The sequence below is a fragment of the Kribbella sp. WER1 genome, assembly GCF_054189145.1.
The window spans coordinates 8464921-8483218 of record NZ_CM135186.1; the positions used below are offsets into that span (position 1 = coordinate 8464921).

Genomic DNA, 18298 nt, shown 5'->3' on the forward strand with positions numbered 1-18298 from the left:
GTGAACCGACAGGATTGGTGCCACAATCACGCAGGAAGGGGTTGGTCGGCAGTGGCCGCATCGTGGGAGTTCGTGCTCTGTGACGCGCTGGTGAAGGTGCACCCGGTCCGGGAGCCGCGACCGGTGGCCGCGGAGACGCGGTTCCAGGCGTTCCTGGGGGAGCCGGCGTCGTTCCAGCTCGCGTACCGGCCGCCGATGGTGCCGGAGTTCCGGGACCCGAGCCCGCTGCAGGTGCGGGTCGAGGGCGCGGCGGCGGACCTGGTGTCGGTGTCGGCCGTGGAACTGGTGCCGTGCTCGTTCGTGGCGCTGCCGGGGCACGACGACGGGTACGAGTTCGACGAGCCGGGGCTGTACCCGGACGTGCTGCGGCCGGTCCCGGGCGGCGAGGCGCCGGTGCGGTTCGGCGCGTGGGCGGCGTTGTGGTTCGACGTCCGGACGACGGACCCCGCGCGGGCCGGCGTCCACGAGCTCGAGATCGTGATGCTGGACCCGGAAGGCGACGAGCTGCATCGGCAAACGGTGTCGGTCGAGCTCACCGGGATCGAGCTGCCGCCGCTGGACATCGTGTCGAGCCACTGGATGCATCTCGACTCGCTCGCGGACCACTACGGCGTCGAGGTGTTCGGCGACGAGCACTGGGCGATCGTCGAGCGGTTCATGGCCTCCGCCGCGGAGATGGGCGCGACGTCGCTGCTCGCCCCGGTCTGGACGCCGCCGCTCGACACCGCGGTCGGCTCGTACCGGACCACCGTGCAGCTGATCGACGTCACCACGACGGCCGACGGGTACGCGTTCGGCTTCGACCGGTTGCGCCGCTGGCTCGAGCTGTGCCGGCGTACCGGGATCACCGGTGTCGAGATCGCGCATCTCTTCACCCAGTGGGGCGCGAAGGCGACGCCCGGCATCGTGGTGAACGGCGAACGCGCCTTCGGCTGGGACGTCCCGGCCACGGACCCGCGGTACCGCGAACTGATGGAGGCGCTCCTGCCCGCGCTGCAGGCGGTCCTGGACGAGGAATGGGAGCGCGAGTACGTCGTCTTCCACATCTCCGACGAGCCTTCGGGGGAGGACGGACTGGCGAGCTACCTCGACGCGAAGGCCGTCGTCGCCGATCTGCTGAAGGGCTGGACGGTCGTCGACGCGCTCAGCGAGCACTCCTTCTACACGTCGGGCGCGGTCGCGCTTCCGGTCGTCGCGACCAACCACGTCGAGCCGTTCCTCGCCGAGCGTCCCGACAAGCTGTGGGTGTACTACTGCGTGAGCCAGGACCGCGACGTCGCGAACCGCTTCATCGGCATGCCGTCGGCCCGCAACCGCGCGATCGGGCACCAGCTCTTCGCCTCCGGCGTCGACGGGTTCCTGCACTGGGGCTTCAACTTCTGGTACACCTGGCACGCGATCCGCCGCATCAACCCGTTCGCCGACACCTCGGCCGGCGGCGCCTTCCCGTCCGGCGACCCGTTCGCCGTCTACCCGGGCCCGGACGGTACGCCGTGGCCGTCGCTCCGGCATCGTGTCTTCGCTCAGGCGATGTGGGACCACCGCGCCCTCCAGGCCGTCCGTGCGGCGAGGGGCAACGCGGCCGCGGTGGAGATCGTGGATCCCGATCGCAGCCTGCGCTTCGACCGCCCCGTTCTGGAACCGGAGCACTACTACCAGGCCCGGCAGCGGATGGCGGAGGTGCTGACAGAGGTGTTGACAGCGGGGCGGTGACAACCTCCGTGGCCGCGGCGGAGTCCTTCAGTTGTGAGGGACTTCGCTGATCGGCGTCGTCAACGCTCCACACCTGTCGTGCTGGTACTGACGGTGATCGGGGCGCTGCTTCCCGGCGTCGGATTGATCGTGGGTGGGCGGCGGAAGCTCGGCGCTTTCGTGCTGGTGGTGACGGCCGCGCTCGTCGGCGCCGCGGCGTACGTGTGGATCAAGCGGCCGCCGGCGGTCCTCGCGCTGGTGGTGTCGCCGCACAAGCTGCTGATCGTCGCGGCCGGGCTGGTGGTTCTCGGACTCGCGTGGGTGTGGGTCGTCGTGGCGTCGCACGAGCTGGTCCGGCCGCTGTCGATGAAGTGGGTGCCGCGGCTGGCCGGGGCGTTGCTGGTCGGCGTTCTGAGTTTCGCGATCGCGCTGCCGACGACCGCGGCGGTGACCGCCGTACTGTCGCAGCGGGACCTGATCGGCGCCGTCTTCCTGCCCGGCCTGGACTCCCGCAGCGCGACGCGGCCGAACGTGAACGTCCGCGACCCGTGGGCGAACCGCCCGGAGCTGAACATCCTGCTGCTCGGCGGCGACGGCGGCGCGAACCGGACCGGCATCCGGACCGACAGCGTGATGGTCGCGAGCATCGACACCCACACCGGCGCGACGCACCTGATCTCGTTGAGCCGGAACTGGATGCGGATGCCGTTCCCGGCGAATTCCCCGCTGCACAAGGTGTATCCGGACGGGTTCTGGGATCCGTCGCTCGGCGACGTCGAGCAGCCGGAGTACTACCTGGACGCCATGTACGACAACGTGACGAAGGCGCATCCGGGGATCCTCGGGCCGACCGACAACGAGGGCGCCGACGTCCTGAAGGAGTCCGTCGGTGCGGCGGTCGGGCTGCCGATCGACTACTACGTCCAGCTCAGCGTGACCGGGTTCGAGAAGATGATCGACGCGCTCGGCGGCGTGACCGTGAACATCAACTACCCGGTGCCGATCGGCGGCGACTACGGCGTCGGCCCCGGGACCCGCGGGCCGCGCAAGCCGACCGGGTACCTCGAGCCGGGACCGAACCAGAAGCTCGACGGCTACCACGCGATGTGGTTCGCCCGCGGCCGGTACGGGCTGGACGACCCGTCGCGGCAGGCCCGGCAGCGGTGCACGATCCAGGCGCTGGTGCACAGCGCGAACCCGGCGACCGTGGTCACGCGGTACCAGCAGATCGCTGCCGCAGGCAAGCAACTGCTCCGCACCGACATCCCGCAGGAACTGCTGCCGGCGCTCGTGCAGTTGGCCGTGAAGATGAAGCACGCCGCGGTCACGAACGTCGACCTCGACGCGGCCAAGAACTTCCCGACCGGCCGCGACCCGAACTACGCGGGAATCCGCGCACTGGTGCAGCAGGCACTGCACCCGGTGAGCCACTCGAGCAGCCACGCGGTGAGCACCCGGCACGCTTCCACGGCGAGCCCGAGCGAAAGCCTCGCGCAACTCTGCGCGTATCACCCGAGCTGATTTCACAGATTGTCACTGCTCCGTGCCGTACTGTAACAGTACTGTTCACTTAAGGAGGCAGTCGTGGAATCACCCAGTCCTGCTGCTCGAATCGGTGCGGAGTTTCTCGGAACGTTCTGGTTGGTGTTCGCCGGGTGCGGCGCGGCCGTCCTGGCCGGCGTCGTGCTCACCCCGGACAAGGTGCCGGTCGGCATCGGCTATCTCGGTGTCGCGCTGGCCTTCGGCCTGACCGTGCTGACGATGGCGTTCGCCGTCGGGCACGTGTCCGGCGGGCACTTCAACCCCGCGGTGACGATCGGCCTCGCGGTGGCCAAGCGGATCGAGTGGAAGTGGGTGCCGACGTACATCGTCACCCAGGTGGTCGCCGGGACGGTGGCCGGCGCCATCCTGCTGGTCATTGCCAACGGCAAACAAGGCTTCAGCGCCGTCGACAGCGGCTTCGCCAGCAACGGGTACGGCGACCGGTCGCCCGGCGGGTACTCGCTGCTTGCCTGCGCGCTCGTCGAGATCGTGCTGACGGCCTTCTTCCTGTACGTGATCCTCGGGGCCACCGACGACCGGGCGCCGAAGGGGTTCGCGCCGATCGCGATCGGGCTCAGCCTGACGCTGATCCACCTGGTCGGCATCCCGGTCACGAACACGTCGGTGAACCCGGCGCGGTCGCTGGGCGTGGCCTGGTTCGCGGGCGGTTCGGCGCTCGGGCAGGTCTGGTTGTTCATCGTCGCGCCGATCGTCGGGGCCGCGATTGCCGGCGTCAGCTACGCCGCGATCACCGGCGCCCGCGCGGAGGAGGAGGTGGACCTCGGGGTCGCGAACAACCCGTAGGTTCGCGTCAGTCGAGCCTTGTCCACTGCTCGAGGACGACGAGCGTCTTCGTTCCGGCGATCGCCTCGCCGGAGCGGAGCTTGCTCACCACCCGGCGCAGGTCGTCGACCCCCTCGACCCGGATCCGGACCAGGGCGTCCGGGTCGCCGGCCAGCGTCAGCACCTCCTCGACCTCCGGGATCTGCGCGACGAACTCCATGATCTGCGCGAGGTCCAGGTCGTCGGCGAAGTGCAGCTCGGTCATCGCCTCGATACCGGTGGCGATCCGGCCGTGGTTGATCTTCACCGTGTAGCGCTCGATCACGCCGAGCTTCTCCAGCCGCGCGATCCGGCGCTGCACGGGCGCCACGGTGAGGCCGACGGCGGCTGCGATCTCGCGCAGCGGCCGACGGGCGTTCTCCCGGAGCAGGTCCAGGATCACGCGGTCGGTACGGTCCAGGGTCGCCTGATCGGTCACGCAACAAAATGTACGCCGCTCGGCGGGTTTGTTGCGCCGGTGTGCCGCGAATCGGCGTACCGGTTGCGAATCGTCGCCAAACTGGACGACCGGTGTTGTGACCCGGCCCACCAAGCCTCACGCTCGGGGCAACCGTCGCCGATCCTGGGAGAACCCATGACCGAGTTGCTCGATCGCCCGGTCGCCCCGCCCGCGCCCTACGACCTCGACGACCGTTACCGGACCGCGGCGCCGCCGACGCTGCTCACCGGCGTGCAGGCGATCGCCCGGCTGCTCGTCGAACATCGGGCGCTGGACCGGCGGCGCGGCCTGCGGACCGCGTCGTTCGTGTCCGGGTACCAGGGCAGCCCGCTGGGCGGTCTCGACAAGCTGCTCGGCGGGATGCCGGACGTCCTGGAGGAGAACGACATCCGGTTCGTCCCCGGCCTGAACGAGGAGCTCGCCGCCACCTCGGTGTGGGGGAGCCAGATCGACCTCCCACTCGGTACGGCGACCCACGACGGCGTCACCGGCTTCTGGTACGGCAAGGGCCCCGGGGTCGACCGCGCCACCGACGCGCTCCGGCACGCGAACATGTACGGCGTGCACCCGCGCGGCGGCGCCGTCCTGCTGGTCGGCGACGACCCGGCGTCGAAGTCCTCGACCGTACCCGCGGTCAGCGAACGTTCCCTGGCCGCGCTCGGGATCCCCGTACTGTTCCCGCGGAACGCCGCGGAGATCGTGACGCTCGGCCTGCACGCGATCGAGCTGTCCCGGACGACCGGCTGCGTGGTCGCGCTGAAGATCGTCGCGGACGTCGCCGACGGCGCCGGGGTGGTCGACGCGGCGGCGGCCGACGTACGCCCGGTGGCGCCCGCGATCGAGTGGGACGGTACGCCGTACCGCTATCAGCAGCGTCCGATGATCATCCGGCCGGACGCGATCGTCCGCGCCGAGGCGGATCTGGTCGGCCCGCGCACCGAACTCGTCCGGGCGTACGCCGTGGCCAACGTGCTGGACGTGCTGGACGTCGACCCGGCCGGCGCGCGTATCGGTTTCGTTGCCTCGGGCAGCTGTTACGACTCGATGCGGCAGGCAATGACCGACCTGGGTGTCACCGACGAAGCGCTCGCCCAGGCAGGGATCCGGGTACTCCGCCTCGGCCTCATGAGCCCCGTTGCCACCGGCACCATTCGCTCGTTCGCCGAAGGCCTCGACCGGATCGTGGTGGTCGAGGACAAGACCGCGTTCGTCGAGACCCAGCTCCGCGAGATCCTCTACGGTACGCCGGACGCCCCGCAGATCGTCGGCAAGCGCGACGCGGCCGGCCGGATGGTGATCCCGGCCGACGGCGAGCTCACCTCGGGTCGCCTGCTCGGCCCGCTCCGGCAGCTGTTGCAGGACCTGGTCACGATCACCCCGCCCGCCCCGCGGCGGACGCAGCTCCCGCTGCTGTCGACGAGCCGGTCGGCGTACTTCTGCAGCGGCTGCCCGCACAACCGCTCGACGGCGCTGCCCGAGGGCTCGATGGGCGGCGGCGGGATCGGCTGCCACGCCATGGTGACGATCTCCGACCGCGAGGACAGCGCGGTCACCGGCGTCACCCAGATGGGCGGCGAGGGCGCGCAGTGGATCGGGCAGGCGTGGTTCACCGACGCCGGGCACATCTTCCAGAACGTCGGCGACGGGACGTTCTTCCACTCCGGGCAGCTCGCCGTCCAGGCGTGTATCGCGGCCGGGGTGAACATCACGTACAAGCTGCTCTACAACGAGGTCGTCGCGATGACCGGCGCGCAGGACGCCGAGGGCGCGTTGACCGTGCCGCAGCTGACTCAGAAGCTGCGGACCGAGGGCGTCGAGAAGATTGTGGTTTGCGCCGAGGACCCGAGCAGGCACCGCCGTCGCGACCTCGCGCCCGGCACGCTGCTGTGGGACCGCGACCGCCTCGACGAGGCGCAGCGCATGCTCCGCGAGACCCCTGGCGTGACGGTGCTGATCTACGACCAGCACTGCGCCGCGGACGCGCGCCGGCAGCGCAAGCGCGGCAACCTGCCGGTCCGGACCGAGCGGGTCGTGATCAACGAGGCGGTCTGCGAGGGCTGCGGCGACTGCGGCGTGAAGAGCAACTGTCTGTCGGTGCAGCCGGTCGAGACGGAGTACGGGCGGAAGACCCGGATCGAGCAGACCTCGTGCAACACCGACTACAGCTGTCTCGACGGCGACTGCCCGTCGTTCGTGACCGTGGAAACGGCCGGGAGCCGCAAGCGGGCGTCGTTCCCGGAGCCGCCGCCGGTCGTGCCGAGCAGCGCCGAGGAGCGGATTACCGGTACCCAGAACGTGTTCATGACCGGGATCGGCGGCACCGGCATCGTCACGGTCAACCAGGTACTCGCGACCGCCGCGCTGCGGGCCGGGTACGCCGTGGAGTCGCTCGACCAGACCGGGCTGAGCCAGAAGGCCGGGCCGGTCACCGGTCACCTGCGGTTCGCCGAAGGCGAGCTGGAACCCGCGAACCGGCTCACCCCCGGGTCCGCGGACTGCTTCCTCGGCTTCGACCTGCTGACCCTCGCCGAGGACCGCAATCTTGCCTACGGCAACGTTGGGGCAACCCGCGGCGTGGTCTCGACCAGCCGGACGGCGACCGGCGCGATGGTGTACGACCCGGCCGTCCGGCACCCCGACGAGGCCGGCCTGCTGGACCGCGTCCGGACCGCCACCGCCGAGCTGTTCGACGTCGACGCGCTCGAAGCGGCCGAGCGGATCTTCGGCAACACGCTGGCGGCGAACTTCCTGCTGGTCGGCGCGGCGTACCAGACCGGCGCGCTGCGGCTGCCGGCCGCCGCGATCGAGGAGGCCATCGAGATCAACGGCACCGCGGTCGCGGCCAACATCGCCGCCTTCCGCTGGGGCCGGACGGCCGTCACCGACCCCGCGGCCTTCCGCGCACCCGATGTACCGCCGGCGGTCCGCGAGGTCCCCGCCTCGGTCGCCGCGTCCGGTCTCGACGGCGAAGTACTGCGGCTGGTCATCCGGCGCGCTACGGACCTCGTCGGCTACCAGAACGTGAAACTGGCCGACGCGTACGTCGACGTCGTCACGCGGGTCGCGGCCGCCGAGCGGGCCGTGACCACTGAGACCAGGTTCAGCGAAGCCGTTGCGCGCAATCTGTTCAAGCTGATGGCGTACAAGGACGAGTACGAGGTCGCCCGGCTGCTGACCGACCCCGAGTTCCTGGCCGCGGCGGACGGCCCGGTCTCGTTCAAGCTGCACCCGCCGGTCCTCCGCGCCCTCGGCCGGACGAAGAAGCTCACCTTCGGCCCACGCACCCACGGAGCCCTCCGCCTCCTGGCCCACCTGAAGCCCCTCCGCGGCACCCGGGCCGACCTCTTCGGCTACGCCCACGTTCGCAAACTCGAGCGCGCCCTCCGCGACCACTACCGCACCCTGGTCACGGACCTCGCCGCCGCACTCGACACGACGTCGTACGAACACGCCGTCCAACTGGCCGAACTCCCGGACCTGATCCGCGGCTACGAGACGGTCAAGCTCCGCAACATCGACCGGTACGTCGTCGCTCTCCGGGAGTTGGGCGTCACTCTTCGTCTCTGATGGAAATGGTCGCGGGCAATCGATTCCTCCCTCACTCTCGGAGCACCGCCCTGATGAGGAGACCCGATGACCGCCCAATCGGATCGACGTCAGCTGTCCCGACGTGCTCGTACCCAACTCACCCTCGCGCTCACCGTTGTGCTCGGCCTCGCCCTGGTGGTCGGCGCGCAACAGCAGGGCTTGACCGCGGCAGCCGCGACCAAGCCCGACCCGACGATCACCTTGCGCCGGGACAAGTCCGTCCCCGGCGTGGAGGCGAAGCCCGCGGCCCAGGCGGGCGATCCGGCGATGGCCGACGCGCTGCGTCCGCACACGCCGCAGACCACCTGGCCGGCCGCGGCCGCCGCGGAGGTCGCCGTACCGCAGCCCGGTGGCGGCACCACGCTCGGCCGCTGGAACGCCGTCCTGTCGGGTCAGCCGAAGGAGACCAAGCAGCGCGCCGGTGACCTGCCGGTGTGGATCGCGCCGAGTACGGCGGCCGCCCGTGCCTGGATGTCCACCGGTACGCCGAGCGGCCCGTCGAAGGTCCGGGTCTCGATCGGCGGCCGGCACGGCGACCGGATGCCGCTGGACGTACGCCGTACCGCCGGTGGTCCCGGCACCGTGAAGCTGACGCTGGACTACTCGGCGTTCGAGGACACGTACGGCGGCGGCTGGGCGAACCGGCTGCGGCTGTACGACGCCAAGTCCGGGAAGTCCCTTGCCACCAGCAACAAAGGTGACGGCACCCTGCAGGCCGAGGTGCCGTCCGACGCCGCGCTGACCCTGGCCGCCGCGGACTCCGGCGGTGGCGGCGACTACGCGAAGGGCGACCTGTCCGGCGGTGCCGCGAAGTGGAGCATCGGCGGACCGGCCGGCGCGTTCGAGTGGTCGCTGCCGATCGACGCGCCGCCCGGCATCGGTGGACCGCAGCCGGCTGTCGCGCTGCAGTACTCCTCGGCCGCGCTGGACGGCCTGACCTCGTCGTCGAACAACCAGGTGTCGGCGGCCGGGCAGGGCTTCGACATCGGCGGCGGTGGCGCGATCGAGCGCCGGTTCAAGAGCTGCGCGAAGGACAGCGGGAACAACGGCACCCGGAAGACCGGCGACATGTGCTTCGCGACCGAGAACGCGAACCTGTCGATGGCCGGTAAGGCGGGCGACCTGTTCCTGGTCTCGAAGACCGCCACCTCGGAAACCTGGCGCCTGCGCGGCGACGACGGCACTGTGGTCGAGAAGCTGTGGGGCACGGCGAACGGCGACGACGGCGTCGCGGACAACGAGAAGGGCGAGTACTGGCGGGTCACCACCAAGGAGGGCACGAAGTTCTACTTCGGCCTGAACCGGCTGCCGGGCTGGACCACGGGACGCCCTGAGACCCGGTCCGCGATGACCATGCCGGTGTTCGGCAACAACGCCGGCGAGCAGTGCAACCGGGCCGCCTTCGCGGACTCGTGGTGCCAGCAGGCGTACCGCTGGAACCTCGACTATGTCGTCGACCGGCACGGCAACACGATGAGCCTGTACTACGACCCGGAGACCGGTAACTATGCCCGCAACCTGACCGCGACCAGCGTCAGCAGCTACGTCCGCGACACCACCCTGCGGAGCATCGAGTACGGCCAGCGGGACGGCCAGGTCTACACGCAGGACCCGGTCGGCAAGGTGCAGTTCAGTACGGCCGAACGCTGCGAGGGCGCGAACTGCGGTCCGTCGCAGCCGTCGACGTACCCGGACACGCCGTGGGACCTGAACTGCGCGAGTACGACGAACTGCGACTACCACTACACGCCGACGTTCTGGACCCAGAAGCGGCTCAGCCAGATCACCACGCAGGTGTGGAACGGATCCGGCTTCAGCGACGTGCAGACCTTCACGCTGCGGCACGCATACACGAACGGCGCCGGCACTGGGCGGTCGCTGTGGCTGGAAGGCGTGACGACGGCCGGCAAGGTCGGCGGCGACCTGCAGATGCCGGAGACCAACTTCGACGGCATCGGCCTGGACAACCGCGTCGACCCGTCGAACCCGGACCTGCCGAGCATGGTGTGGTACCGGATCCAGGCTGTGCACTACGGCACCGGCGGCGATCTCGCGGTCACCTATTCCGACAAGGACTGCACGGCGACCACGCTGCCCGACCCGGCGAACAACGACAAACGGTGCCGTCCGCAACGATGGACGCCACCGGACCAGGGTGAACGGCAGGACTGGTTCCACAAGTACGTCGTCACCGCCGCCTCCGAGGTGGACCGGAGCGCGACGTCCTCGGTCCCGGCCGCACCGGTCCCGGTCGTCAGCAAGGTCGAGTACGTCGGTACGCCGGCCTGGCACTTCGACGAGCAGGACGGCCTCCAGGACACGACCACGCACACGTGGAACCAGTGGCGCGGCTACCAGCGGGTCCGGGTGATCAACGGCGGCACGACCGACGCGCAGTCGATCACCGACACGCTCTACTACCGCGGCATGAACGGCGACCCGAAGGCCGACGGTACGCCGCGCTCCGTCCAGCTCACCGACTCCACAGGGGTCTCGGTCGACGACCAGGACGAGTTCTCCGGCCAGGTCCGCGAGCAGATCACGTACAACGGCGCGAACGTCGTCAACAAGACGATCACCGACTACTGGCGGTCCGATCAGCCGACCGCGGTCGAGTCCCGCCCGTGGGGCACCCGGTACGCGTACCTCACCGGTCAGAAGGCGGTCACGCAGTACCAACCCGTCGACGGCGGCACGATGCGGATCGTGAACCGGCACCAGTACGACGTCCGCGGCCGGCTGCTGTGGAAGGAGCTGGCGAACGACGGGTCGACCACGGCCGACGACAGTTGCACGCGGTACGAGTACTCCGACAACCCGGCCACCGGGATCCAGGAGCTGCCGACGCGGGAGCAGACCGTCGCGGTCGGGTGCGACAAGACGTGGACGAACGACCAGGTGCTGAGCGACGAGCGGGTCTACTACGACGGCAACACGTCGTACTCGGCGACACCGACGCGGGGCGTGCCGACGAAGGGGGAGCGGCTGGCCGGATTCGATGCCGCCGGCAACCCGCGCTACGAGACCGTGTTCACCGCGACGTACGACGAGTACGGCCGCCGGACCAGCATCACGAACGCGCTGAACAAGACGTCCCGGACCAGCTACGAACCGGCGTACGGCCCGACCACCAAGGTGATCGACACGGCGCCGAACGGGATGGTCGCGAGCGACGAGTACGACCCGGCGTGGGGCGCGAAGATCGCCGCTACCGGACCGGACGGGCTGCGGTCCGAGGCCACGCTCGATCCGCTGGGCCGGACGTCGAAGGTCTGGAAGCCGGGCCATTCGAAGGCGACCACGCCGGCCGACGTCGAGTACGAGTACCTGCTGCGCGGCGACGCCTCGTCGGCGGTCACCACCCGGACGCGGCTCGGCGACAATCGCTACGACGTGGTCTACGAGCTGTACGACGGGCTGCAGCGGCTGCGGCAGACACAGGAGGGCACGCCCGCGGGCGGCCGCCTGGTGACGGACTACCGGTACGACAGCCGCGGCAAGCAGAGCATCGTGTCCGGTGCGTTCTACAACGACGCCCCGCCGAGCACGGAGATCCTGTACGTCGACGACGCCGTGGTCCCGAAGCAGGAGGTGACGGTCTGGGACGGCGGCGACCGGCCGCTGGCGCAGATCTTCAAGACCGACGGCCAGGAGAAGTACCGGACCAGCTACGAGACGACCGCGAACCGGCAGAGCATCGCGCCGCCGCAGGGCCAGGCGCCGACGACCCGGATCACCGACGCCCGCGGCCGGCTGGTCGAGCTGCGGACGTACCAGGGGAGCGGCTGGACCGGCGCGTACGACAGCACGAAGTACACCTACACGCCGCTCGGGCAGCTGCAGACGATCACCGATGCCAACGGCAACGTCTCGAGCTTCCAGTACGACGTCCGAGGCCGGCGTACCGCGGAGACCTATCCGGATCGCGGGACGACGAAGTACACCTTCAACGCGCTCGACCAGGTGGAGAGCAGTACCGACGCGCGAGGCGTGACGACCGCGTTCACGTACGACGACCTCGGCCGCCGGACCGCGCAGCGCAGCGGGTCGACGACCGGGCCAGTGCAGGTCAGCTGGACGTACGACACGCTCGCGAAGGGCAAGCCGACGTCCACCACCCGCTACGTGAACGGCAACCCGTACACCACGGCGGTCACCGGCTACGACAACGCCGGCCGACCGACCGGGCAGTCGGTGACGCTGCCGGCTGCGGAGGGTCAGCTGGCCGGTACGTACGTGTCGTCGCAGACCTACACCGAGGACGGCAAGCTGGCGACCCGGTCGCTGCCCGCGGCGGGTGATCTGGCGGGCGAGACGTTGTCGGTGAACTACAACGACCAGAGCATGCCGACGTCGATGAGCAGCGAGCTCGGGACGTACGTACGGAGCAGCACCTACACGCCGTTCGAGGAGACCGACACGCTGACGCTCGGCGACACGTCCGGCCGGTGGGTGCAGCAGCGGTTCGAGTACGAGTACGGCACGCGACGGGTCAGCCGGGTGGTGACCGACCGGGAGACGACACCGCGCCGGATCTCGGACACGCAGTACAACTACGATCCGGCCGGGAACGTCACACAGATCACCGACACCCCGTCCGCGTCCAGCGGCGAAGCGACCGACACGCAGTGCTTCAACTACGACTACCTGCGCCGGCTGACCCAGGCGTGGACGCCGTCGTCGGGCGACTGCAGCGCGACCCCGACCGCGTCCGGTCTCGGCGGACCCGCGCCGTACTGGCAGAGCTGGACGTTCGACAAGCTCGGCAACCGGCTCTCCGAGAAGAAGGTTACGCCGACCGGCGACACCACGACCAGCACCTACACATACGGCGTCGGCTCGCTGCCGAACGCGCTGAAGAGCGTCCGCACCACCGGCCCGGCCGGGACGACGACGAAGACGTTCGGCTACGACGCGACCGGGAACCTCGCGTCCCGGACCCAGAACGGCACCACCGAGGCACTGAACTGGACCGATGACGGCAAACTCGCCGGCACCAGCAAGGGGTCGTCGTACGTGTACGACGGCGAAGGCAACCGGATGCTCCGCAAGGACTCCAGCGGGACGACGCTGTACTTCGGCGAGACGCAGGTCCTGCTCGGCACCGACGGCAAACTGCACGGGACCAGGTACTACATGTTCGGCGACGACGTCGTCGCGGTCCGGACGAACGGGAAGCTCAGCTGGTTGCTGACCGACCTGCAGGGCACCCCGACGACCGCCGTCGACGCCGGCAACCAGACGGTGCAGCGCCGCCGCACCACGCCGTACGGCGAGACCCGCGGGACCGCGCCGGCGGACTGGCCGGGGCAACGCGACTTCCACTCCGGTACGGCGGACCCGGATCTCGGGCTGGTGCATCTCGGGGCCCGCGAGTACGACCCGTCCACCGGGCGGTTCATCTCGGTGGACCCGGAGATCGATCCGGAGGAACCGGCGCAGCTGAACGGGTACCAGTACGCGAACAACAACCCGGTCACCTTCGACGACTCCGACGGCCGGGTCGCCGTGGTCCTGGTGCCGGCGGTGATCACGGTGGTGTTCGTCGCGGTGGTCCTGGTGATCGTCCTCGTGCTGCTGATCGAGATCGTGAAGATCCTGGTCCAGGTGATCGAGTGGGTGGTCGAGAAGGTCTGGAGCTTCCTCAAGTGGCTCTGGGAGAAGATCACCCATCAGGTGACCCGCTGGGTCGAACAGCTCCGGACCGTCTACAAGCTGATCGAGCAACGGATCGTGCAGTTCGTGATCAAGGTGGTCCAGAAGATCAAGTGGATCGTCAAGAAGATCGCCGAAAAGGTCCGGAAACCGATCCGCAAACCCGAGGTCAAGAAGCCGCCGAAACCCAAACCGACCAAACCGTCGCCACCGAAACCGCAGACGCCGAAACCGGGCACCGGCCCGAAGGGCGGCCGGCCCGGCAACAAACCCGAGAAGCCGAACCGCGGCGGCGCCTCCGAACGGGTGCGCGAGCAGAGGAAGCTCGAGCAGGACTGGCAGCGGCAGCAGAAGTACGACCAGGACCGCGCGATGAACGAGCAGGCGAGCCGCCAGACCGGCGGCAACCCGCCGCGCGAGCAGTGGGAGGCCAGGGTCGGTGACCCACTGCAGGATCCGCTCCGTTACCCCGATGGGACGATGAAGATGCGCAGTCCTTACGACGCCAACAACTTCGAGTCGTCCGGGTCGGGGCTCGGATGGAAGATGGTCCTGACCGGCGGGCTGATCGGCGGCCTGGTCGCGGTGGCCAAGTGGTTCGGGAGTCTCGGTGGCTAGCCGGGGCGTGGTGGCGGGGAGCCTGGCCGTGCTCCTCGCCGTCGGAACCCTGATCACGCAACCACCCGAGGCGACCCAGGCGGCCCCGGCGCAGCGCGTCGAGCTGACCGGCCTCCGGACCGAGAGCACGGAGGTGTACGTCGAGCCGTCCGGCGCGCACACGTTGGTGGCGCATCCGGCGCCGGTGCGGGTACGGCGAGGCTCGTCGTGGGTGCCGGTCGACACCGCGTTGCACCGGCAGCCGGACGGGACGCTACGCCCCGGCGCGACCGTCACCGGGCTGGTCCTGTCCGGAGGCGGCGACCGCAACCTCGGCACCCTCGCCGAACCCGGCGGCGGTGGGCGGATCGGGTTGACGTGGCCGCGGGTGTTGCCGGCGCCGGTGGTGGACGGCGCGACCGCGACGTACCCGGAGGTCTCGCCGGGGATGGATCTGCGGATCCGGGCCGAGGCGGACGGGTTCGCGCAGGCGCTGGTCGTCAAGGACCGAGCCGCCGCACAACGGCTGACCACGATGGACTTCGGCCTCAAGACCTCGGGTGTCACGGTGCGGGCGAAGCCGGACGGCTCGACGGTTGCCGTCGACAACAAGAACAGGACGGTCTTCGCCGCCGACACCGCCGTGATGTGGGACAGCGCGTCGCATCACACGACGATGCCGACCAAACACACCGGCGCCGGACTCAGCGTCGTACCTTCCCGTGCCTTCCTCGACGCGCCGGACACGCAGTTCCCGGTGTACGTCGACCCGTCGTGGACGATCGGCAACCAGTTGTGGACGCACGTCAACCAGATGTCGCCGGACCAGTCGTACTGGAACTACGACCGCGCCGAAGGAGCGAAGGTCGGGCTGTCCTGGGACAAGGCCGTGCGGTACCGCTCCTTCTTCCAGTTCGATACGTCGGCGCTGGCCGGCTCGCGGATCATCTCGGCGGCGTTCGACATCGTCCTGGACCACTCGCCGTCGGGTTCGCCGACGCCGGCCGCGTTGTGGCAGACCCGGACGATCGACGGCAACCAGCCGCTGACCTGGAACAACTCGGGCGGCCACTGGATCGGCGAGCTCGCGCAGGTCAGCGGGAACGCCTGGACCGGCGGCGGTCAGCCGGACATGGGCATGCGGTTCACAAGCGATCTGGTCCGCCAGATGATGCAGGGAATCGCGGACGCGCGCGGCACGACCGGCACCTTCGGCCTGCGGGCGCCGGACGAGAACAACCAGTACCAGTGGAAGAAGTTCCACCCGGAGTCCGCCGCGCTCGTGGTCAGCTACAACAACGCACCGCGCGCGCCGGTCAAGGTGAACTTCTCGCGGCCGCAACAGTGCGGTACGGCGTCCGCGCCGGTCGCGGTCAGCGGACTGGTGCCGCCGACGTTCGCGGCGGTGGCGACCGATCCGGACAACGACAACCTCACCACCAAGCTGTCGATCCGCCGCGCCGACAACAACGCGGTCGCCACCGAGATGACGTCGAGTACGACGACCTCGGGCGCGGCCTTCGCCTGGCCACAGCTCGCGGCCGGAGCCCTGGCGGCCGGCGTCCCGTACTACTACGTTGCCTCCAGCAACGACGGCCGCGACTGGGGTCCGGAGAGCACGCGCTGCTACTTCGTCCTGGACGCGCAACCGCCCGCCGTACCGCAGGTGGTGTCGACGGACTACCCGCCGGACGGCGAGCCCGGCGTACCGGCACGGACCACGGGCATCGTCACGCTCCGGCCGGCGGCCGGTGACACCGATGTGGCCGAGTACGTGTACGGCTTCCAGCAGGACAAGGTGCTGTCGCGGATCAAGGCCGCGGCGGACGGGACCGCCCAGCTGCCGGTGACGGTCTGGCCGGATCCGGTGACGGGGATCCCGCAGCGCCGGCTGTACGTGCGGGCCGTCGACCGGGCCGGGAACGCGAGCGCGGTGACCAAGGCGTACGACCTCGTTGCCTCCGACAACCCCGCGGCCGTTCCGAAGGTCCGCGGCGACATCAACGGCGACGGTCGCGCGGACGTCAGCGCGGTTCTCGACCTCGGCTGGGGCCGGACGACGGTGTGGAACGTGTTCGCCAAGTCCGGTGGCGTGCAGACCGGGACGCTGGCGTGGGACTCGGGCGAGAACGGCGGCTTCCAGCTGTACCGGACGCGTCCGGTCCAGGGCGACTTCGACGGTGACGGGCGGGCCGATCTGGTTCTGTTCCGTGAGGAGGCCGGCCGCCGGATCGCGGCGTACCTGCTGAAGTCCGACGGGAACCGGTACGACGTGCAGTCCGCGCCGGTCTGGTACTCCGGTGCCGCGGGCTGGCCGTTGAGCCGGGCGCGGATCGTGTCCGGCGACGTGAACGGCGACGGCAAGGACGACGTCGCCGTCCAGCTCGACAACGGCAACGGGACGTGGCGGGTGCTGCTGTTCCCCGGCGGCAACCTCGGGACGCCGGTGGAGTGGGTCACGGCGACGGGGGACTGGTCGCGGAGCGCGCCGCTGCTCGCGGACATCGACGGCGACGGCCGGGCCGACCTCGTCGACATGACCAACCTGGGCAGCTGCCATACCCAGGTCACGGTCCGGAAGTCCGCCGGTACGTCGTTCGCCGCGACACCGGTCACGCTGTACGACGGCACGTCGTACTGCTGGGAGAAGAGTAAGCCGGTCGTTGCCGACGTCAACGGTGACGGCAAGGACGACCTCGTCGCGATGTACGAGTACGGTCCGTCGGACCTCGCGCTGCGGACCTTCGTCTCCAGCGGTACGTCGCTGACCGAGTCGCAGTGGTACCGCGGCGCGCTCGACCCGGCGAAGGAGGCGCTCAGCGCGGGCGACTACACCGGCGACGGGAAGGACGACGTCGCGCTGGTCGCCGCGCTCGACGGCGGCGGCCGGGACGTGTCGACGCTGACGTCGACCGGTACGTCGTTCGCGGCGCCGGTGTCGGGCTGGCGGGAGACGTCAGTCGGCGCGACGGCAGGTCCGCGGTTCGACATCGACAACCGGGCGTACGAGCTGATCGCGCGGCACAGCAGCAAGTGCCTCGACGTACCGGGAGCCAGCCAGACGGACGCGGCGCCGATCCAGCAGTACGACTGCAACGGGAACATCCAGCAACGGTTCCGGCTCGTGCAGATCGCCGGGACCGAGCAGTTCGAGATCCACACGGTGCACGCGAACGGCGCGAAGCTCGACGGCAAGCCGCGCTGCGTCGACGTCGACTCGATGCGGCTGGACGACGACGTACCGCTGCTGCAATGGCCGTGTGCCGGGACGGGCAACCAGCAGATGACGGTCGAGTACCTGGAAGGGAGCAGCTACGACACGGTCGTGCGGTTGCGGTTCGCGCACAGCGGGAAGTGTGCGGGGGTCCGCGGGAGCTCGCTCGACAACGCGGTCGCGGTCGTGCAGCGGACGTGTACGGCGGAGGCCGACCAGCAGTGGATCCTGCGGCCGGTGTTCACCGGGCAGACGCTGAGCGGCCGGTACCAGCTGGCCTCGGCGAACGGCGGGAAGGTGCTGGACATCAAGGACTGTGGCACGGTCCCGACCAGTACCGAGATCCGGATGTGGGACTGGGTCGCGGGCAGCCCGTGCCAGCGCTGGCAGATCGTCCCGAAGGGAGACGACGTCTACCAGATCTACGACCCGAACTCGCAGAAGAACGTCGACGTCCAGGGCTGTCCCGGCAGCAACGGGTCGCCGGTCCTGCCGATCTCACCGACCGACGCCGGCGAGTGCCAGTCCTGGCGGATCGAGCCGGCCGTGGACGGGTCGTGGAGCATCCTGCAGAACACGTCCGGTCGCTCGATGGACGTCGCGGGCTGCAGCAGCGCGGCCGGGGCCGACGTCATCACCTGGCCGTACTGGAACGGCCCGTGCCAGCGCTGGAAACTGACGCCGATGAACTGAGAGCCCGTTCGGGCTGCGGTCATGTTGCCGTTGCC

Annotated in this window: 7 protein-coding genes; 6 read left to right on the forward strand and 1 reads right to left on the reverse strand. The window is 69.9% G+C overall.

The window, feature by feature from the left end; all coding sequences use genetic code 11:
* Positions 1-51 precede the first annotated feature (51 nt).
* From ACXJJ3_RS41150 to aqpZ, 3 genes are all read left to right on the forward strand, one after another.
* On the forward strand, positions 52-1713 hold the full coding sequence (locus ACXJJ3_RS41150; RefSeq protein ID WP_458167488.1) for a DUF4091 domain-containing protein: 1662 nt from the start codon (positions 52-54) through the stop codon (positions 1711-1713).
* A 78-nt stretch (positions 1714-1791) separates the two neighbouring features.
* Positions 1792-3213: an LCP family protein gene (locus ACXJJ3_RS41155; RefSeq protein ID WP_458167489.1), complete on the forward strand. Its 1422-nt coding sequence runs from the start codon at positions 1792-1794 to the stop codon at positions 3211-3213.
* A 63-nt stretch (positions 3214-3276) separates the two neighbouring features.
* Positions 3277-4038 (forward strand): aquaporin Z, encoded by a 762-nt coding sequence (gene aqpZ / locus ACXJJ3_RS41160; RefSeq protein ID WP_458167490.1) that lies wholly within the window; start codon positions 3277-3279, stop codon positions 4036-4038.
* Positions 4039-4045: 7 nt separating this feature from the next.
* On the opposite strand, the gene ACXJJ3_RS41165 is transcribed toward aqpZ, so the two are convergent.
* Entirely contained in the window at positions 4046-4495 is a 450-nt protein-coding gene (locus tag ACXJJ3_RS41165; protein ID WP_458167492.1) for an Lrp/AsnC family transcriptional regulator, read from the reverse strand.
* Between the two features lie 156 nt (positions 4496-4651).
* Between ACXJJ3_RS41165 and ACXJJ3_RS41170 the strand changes: the two genes are divergently transcribed.
* The 3 genes from ACXJJ3_RS41170 (at position 4652) to ACXJJ3_RS41180 (ending at position 18263) form a co-directional block, all read left to right on the forward strand.
* Positions 4652-8083, forward strand: coding sequence for an indolepyruvate ferredoxin oxidoreductase family protein (locus ACXJJ3_RS41170; protein WP_458167493.1), 3432 nt, complete (start codon positions 4652-4654; stop codon positions 8081-8083).
* 66 nt (positions 8084-8149) lie between these two features.
* The gene (locus ACXJJ3_RS41175; RefSeq protein WP_458167495.1) at positions 8150-14377 is read left to right on the forward strand and encodes an RHS repeat-associated core domain-containing protein; all 6228 of its coding nucleotides are present in this window, start codon (positions 8150-8152) and stop codon (positions 14375-14377) included.
* Entirely contained in the window at positions 14370-18263 is a 3894-nt protein-coding gene (locus ACXJJ3_RS41180) for an RICIN domain-containing protein (RefSeq protein WP_458167496.1), read from the forward strand. The genes ACXJJ3_RS41175 and ACXJJ3_RS41180 overlap by 8 nt, the downstream gene beginning before the upstream one ends.
* Positions 18264-18298 lie beyond the last annotated feature (35 nt).

Coding starts and splice junctions, on each gene's coding strand:
- ACXJJ3_RS41170 (WP_458167493.1), top strand. CDS start 4,652: ATGACCGAGTTGCTCGATCGCCCGGTCGCCCCGCCCGCGCCCTACGAC.
- ACXJJ3_RS41175 (WP_458167495.1), top strand. CDS start 8,150: ATGACCGCCCAATCGGATCGACGTCAGCTGTCCCGACGTGCTCGTACC.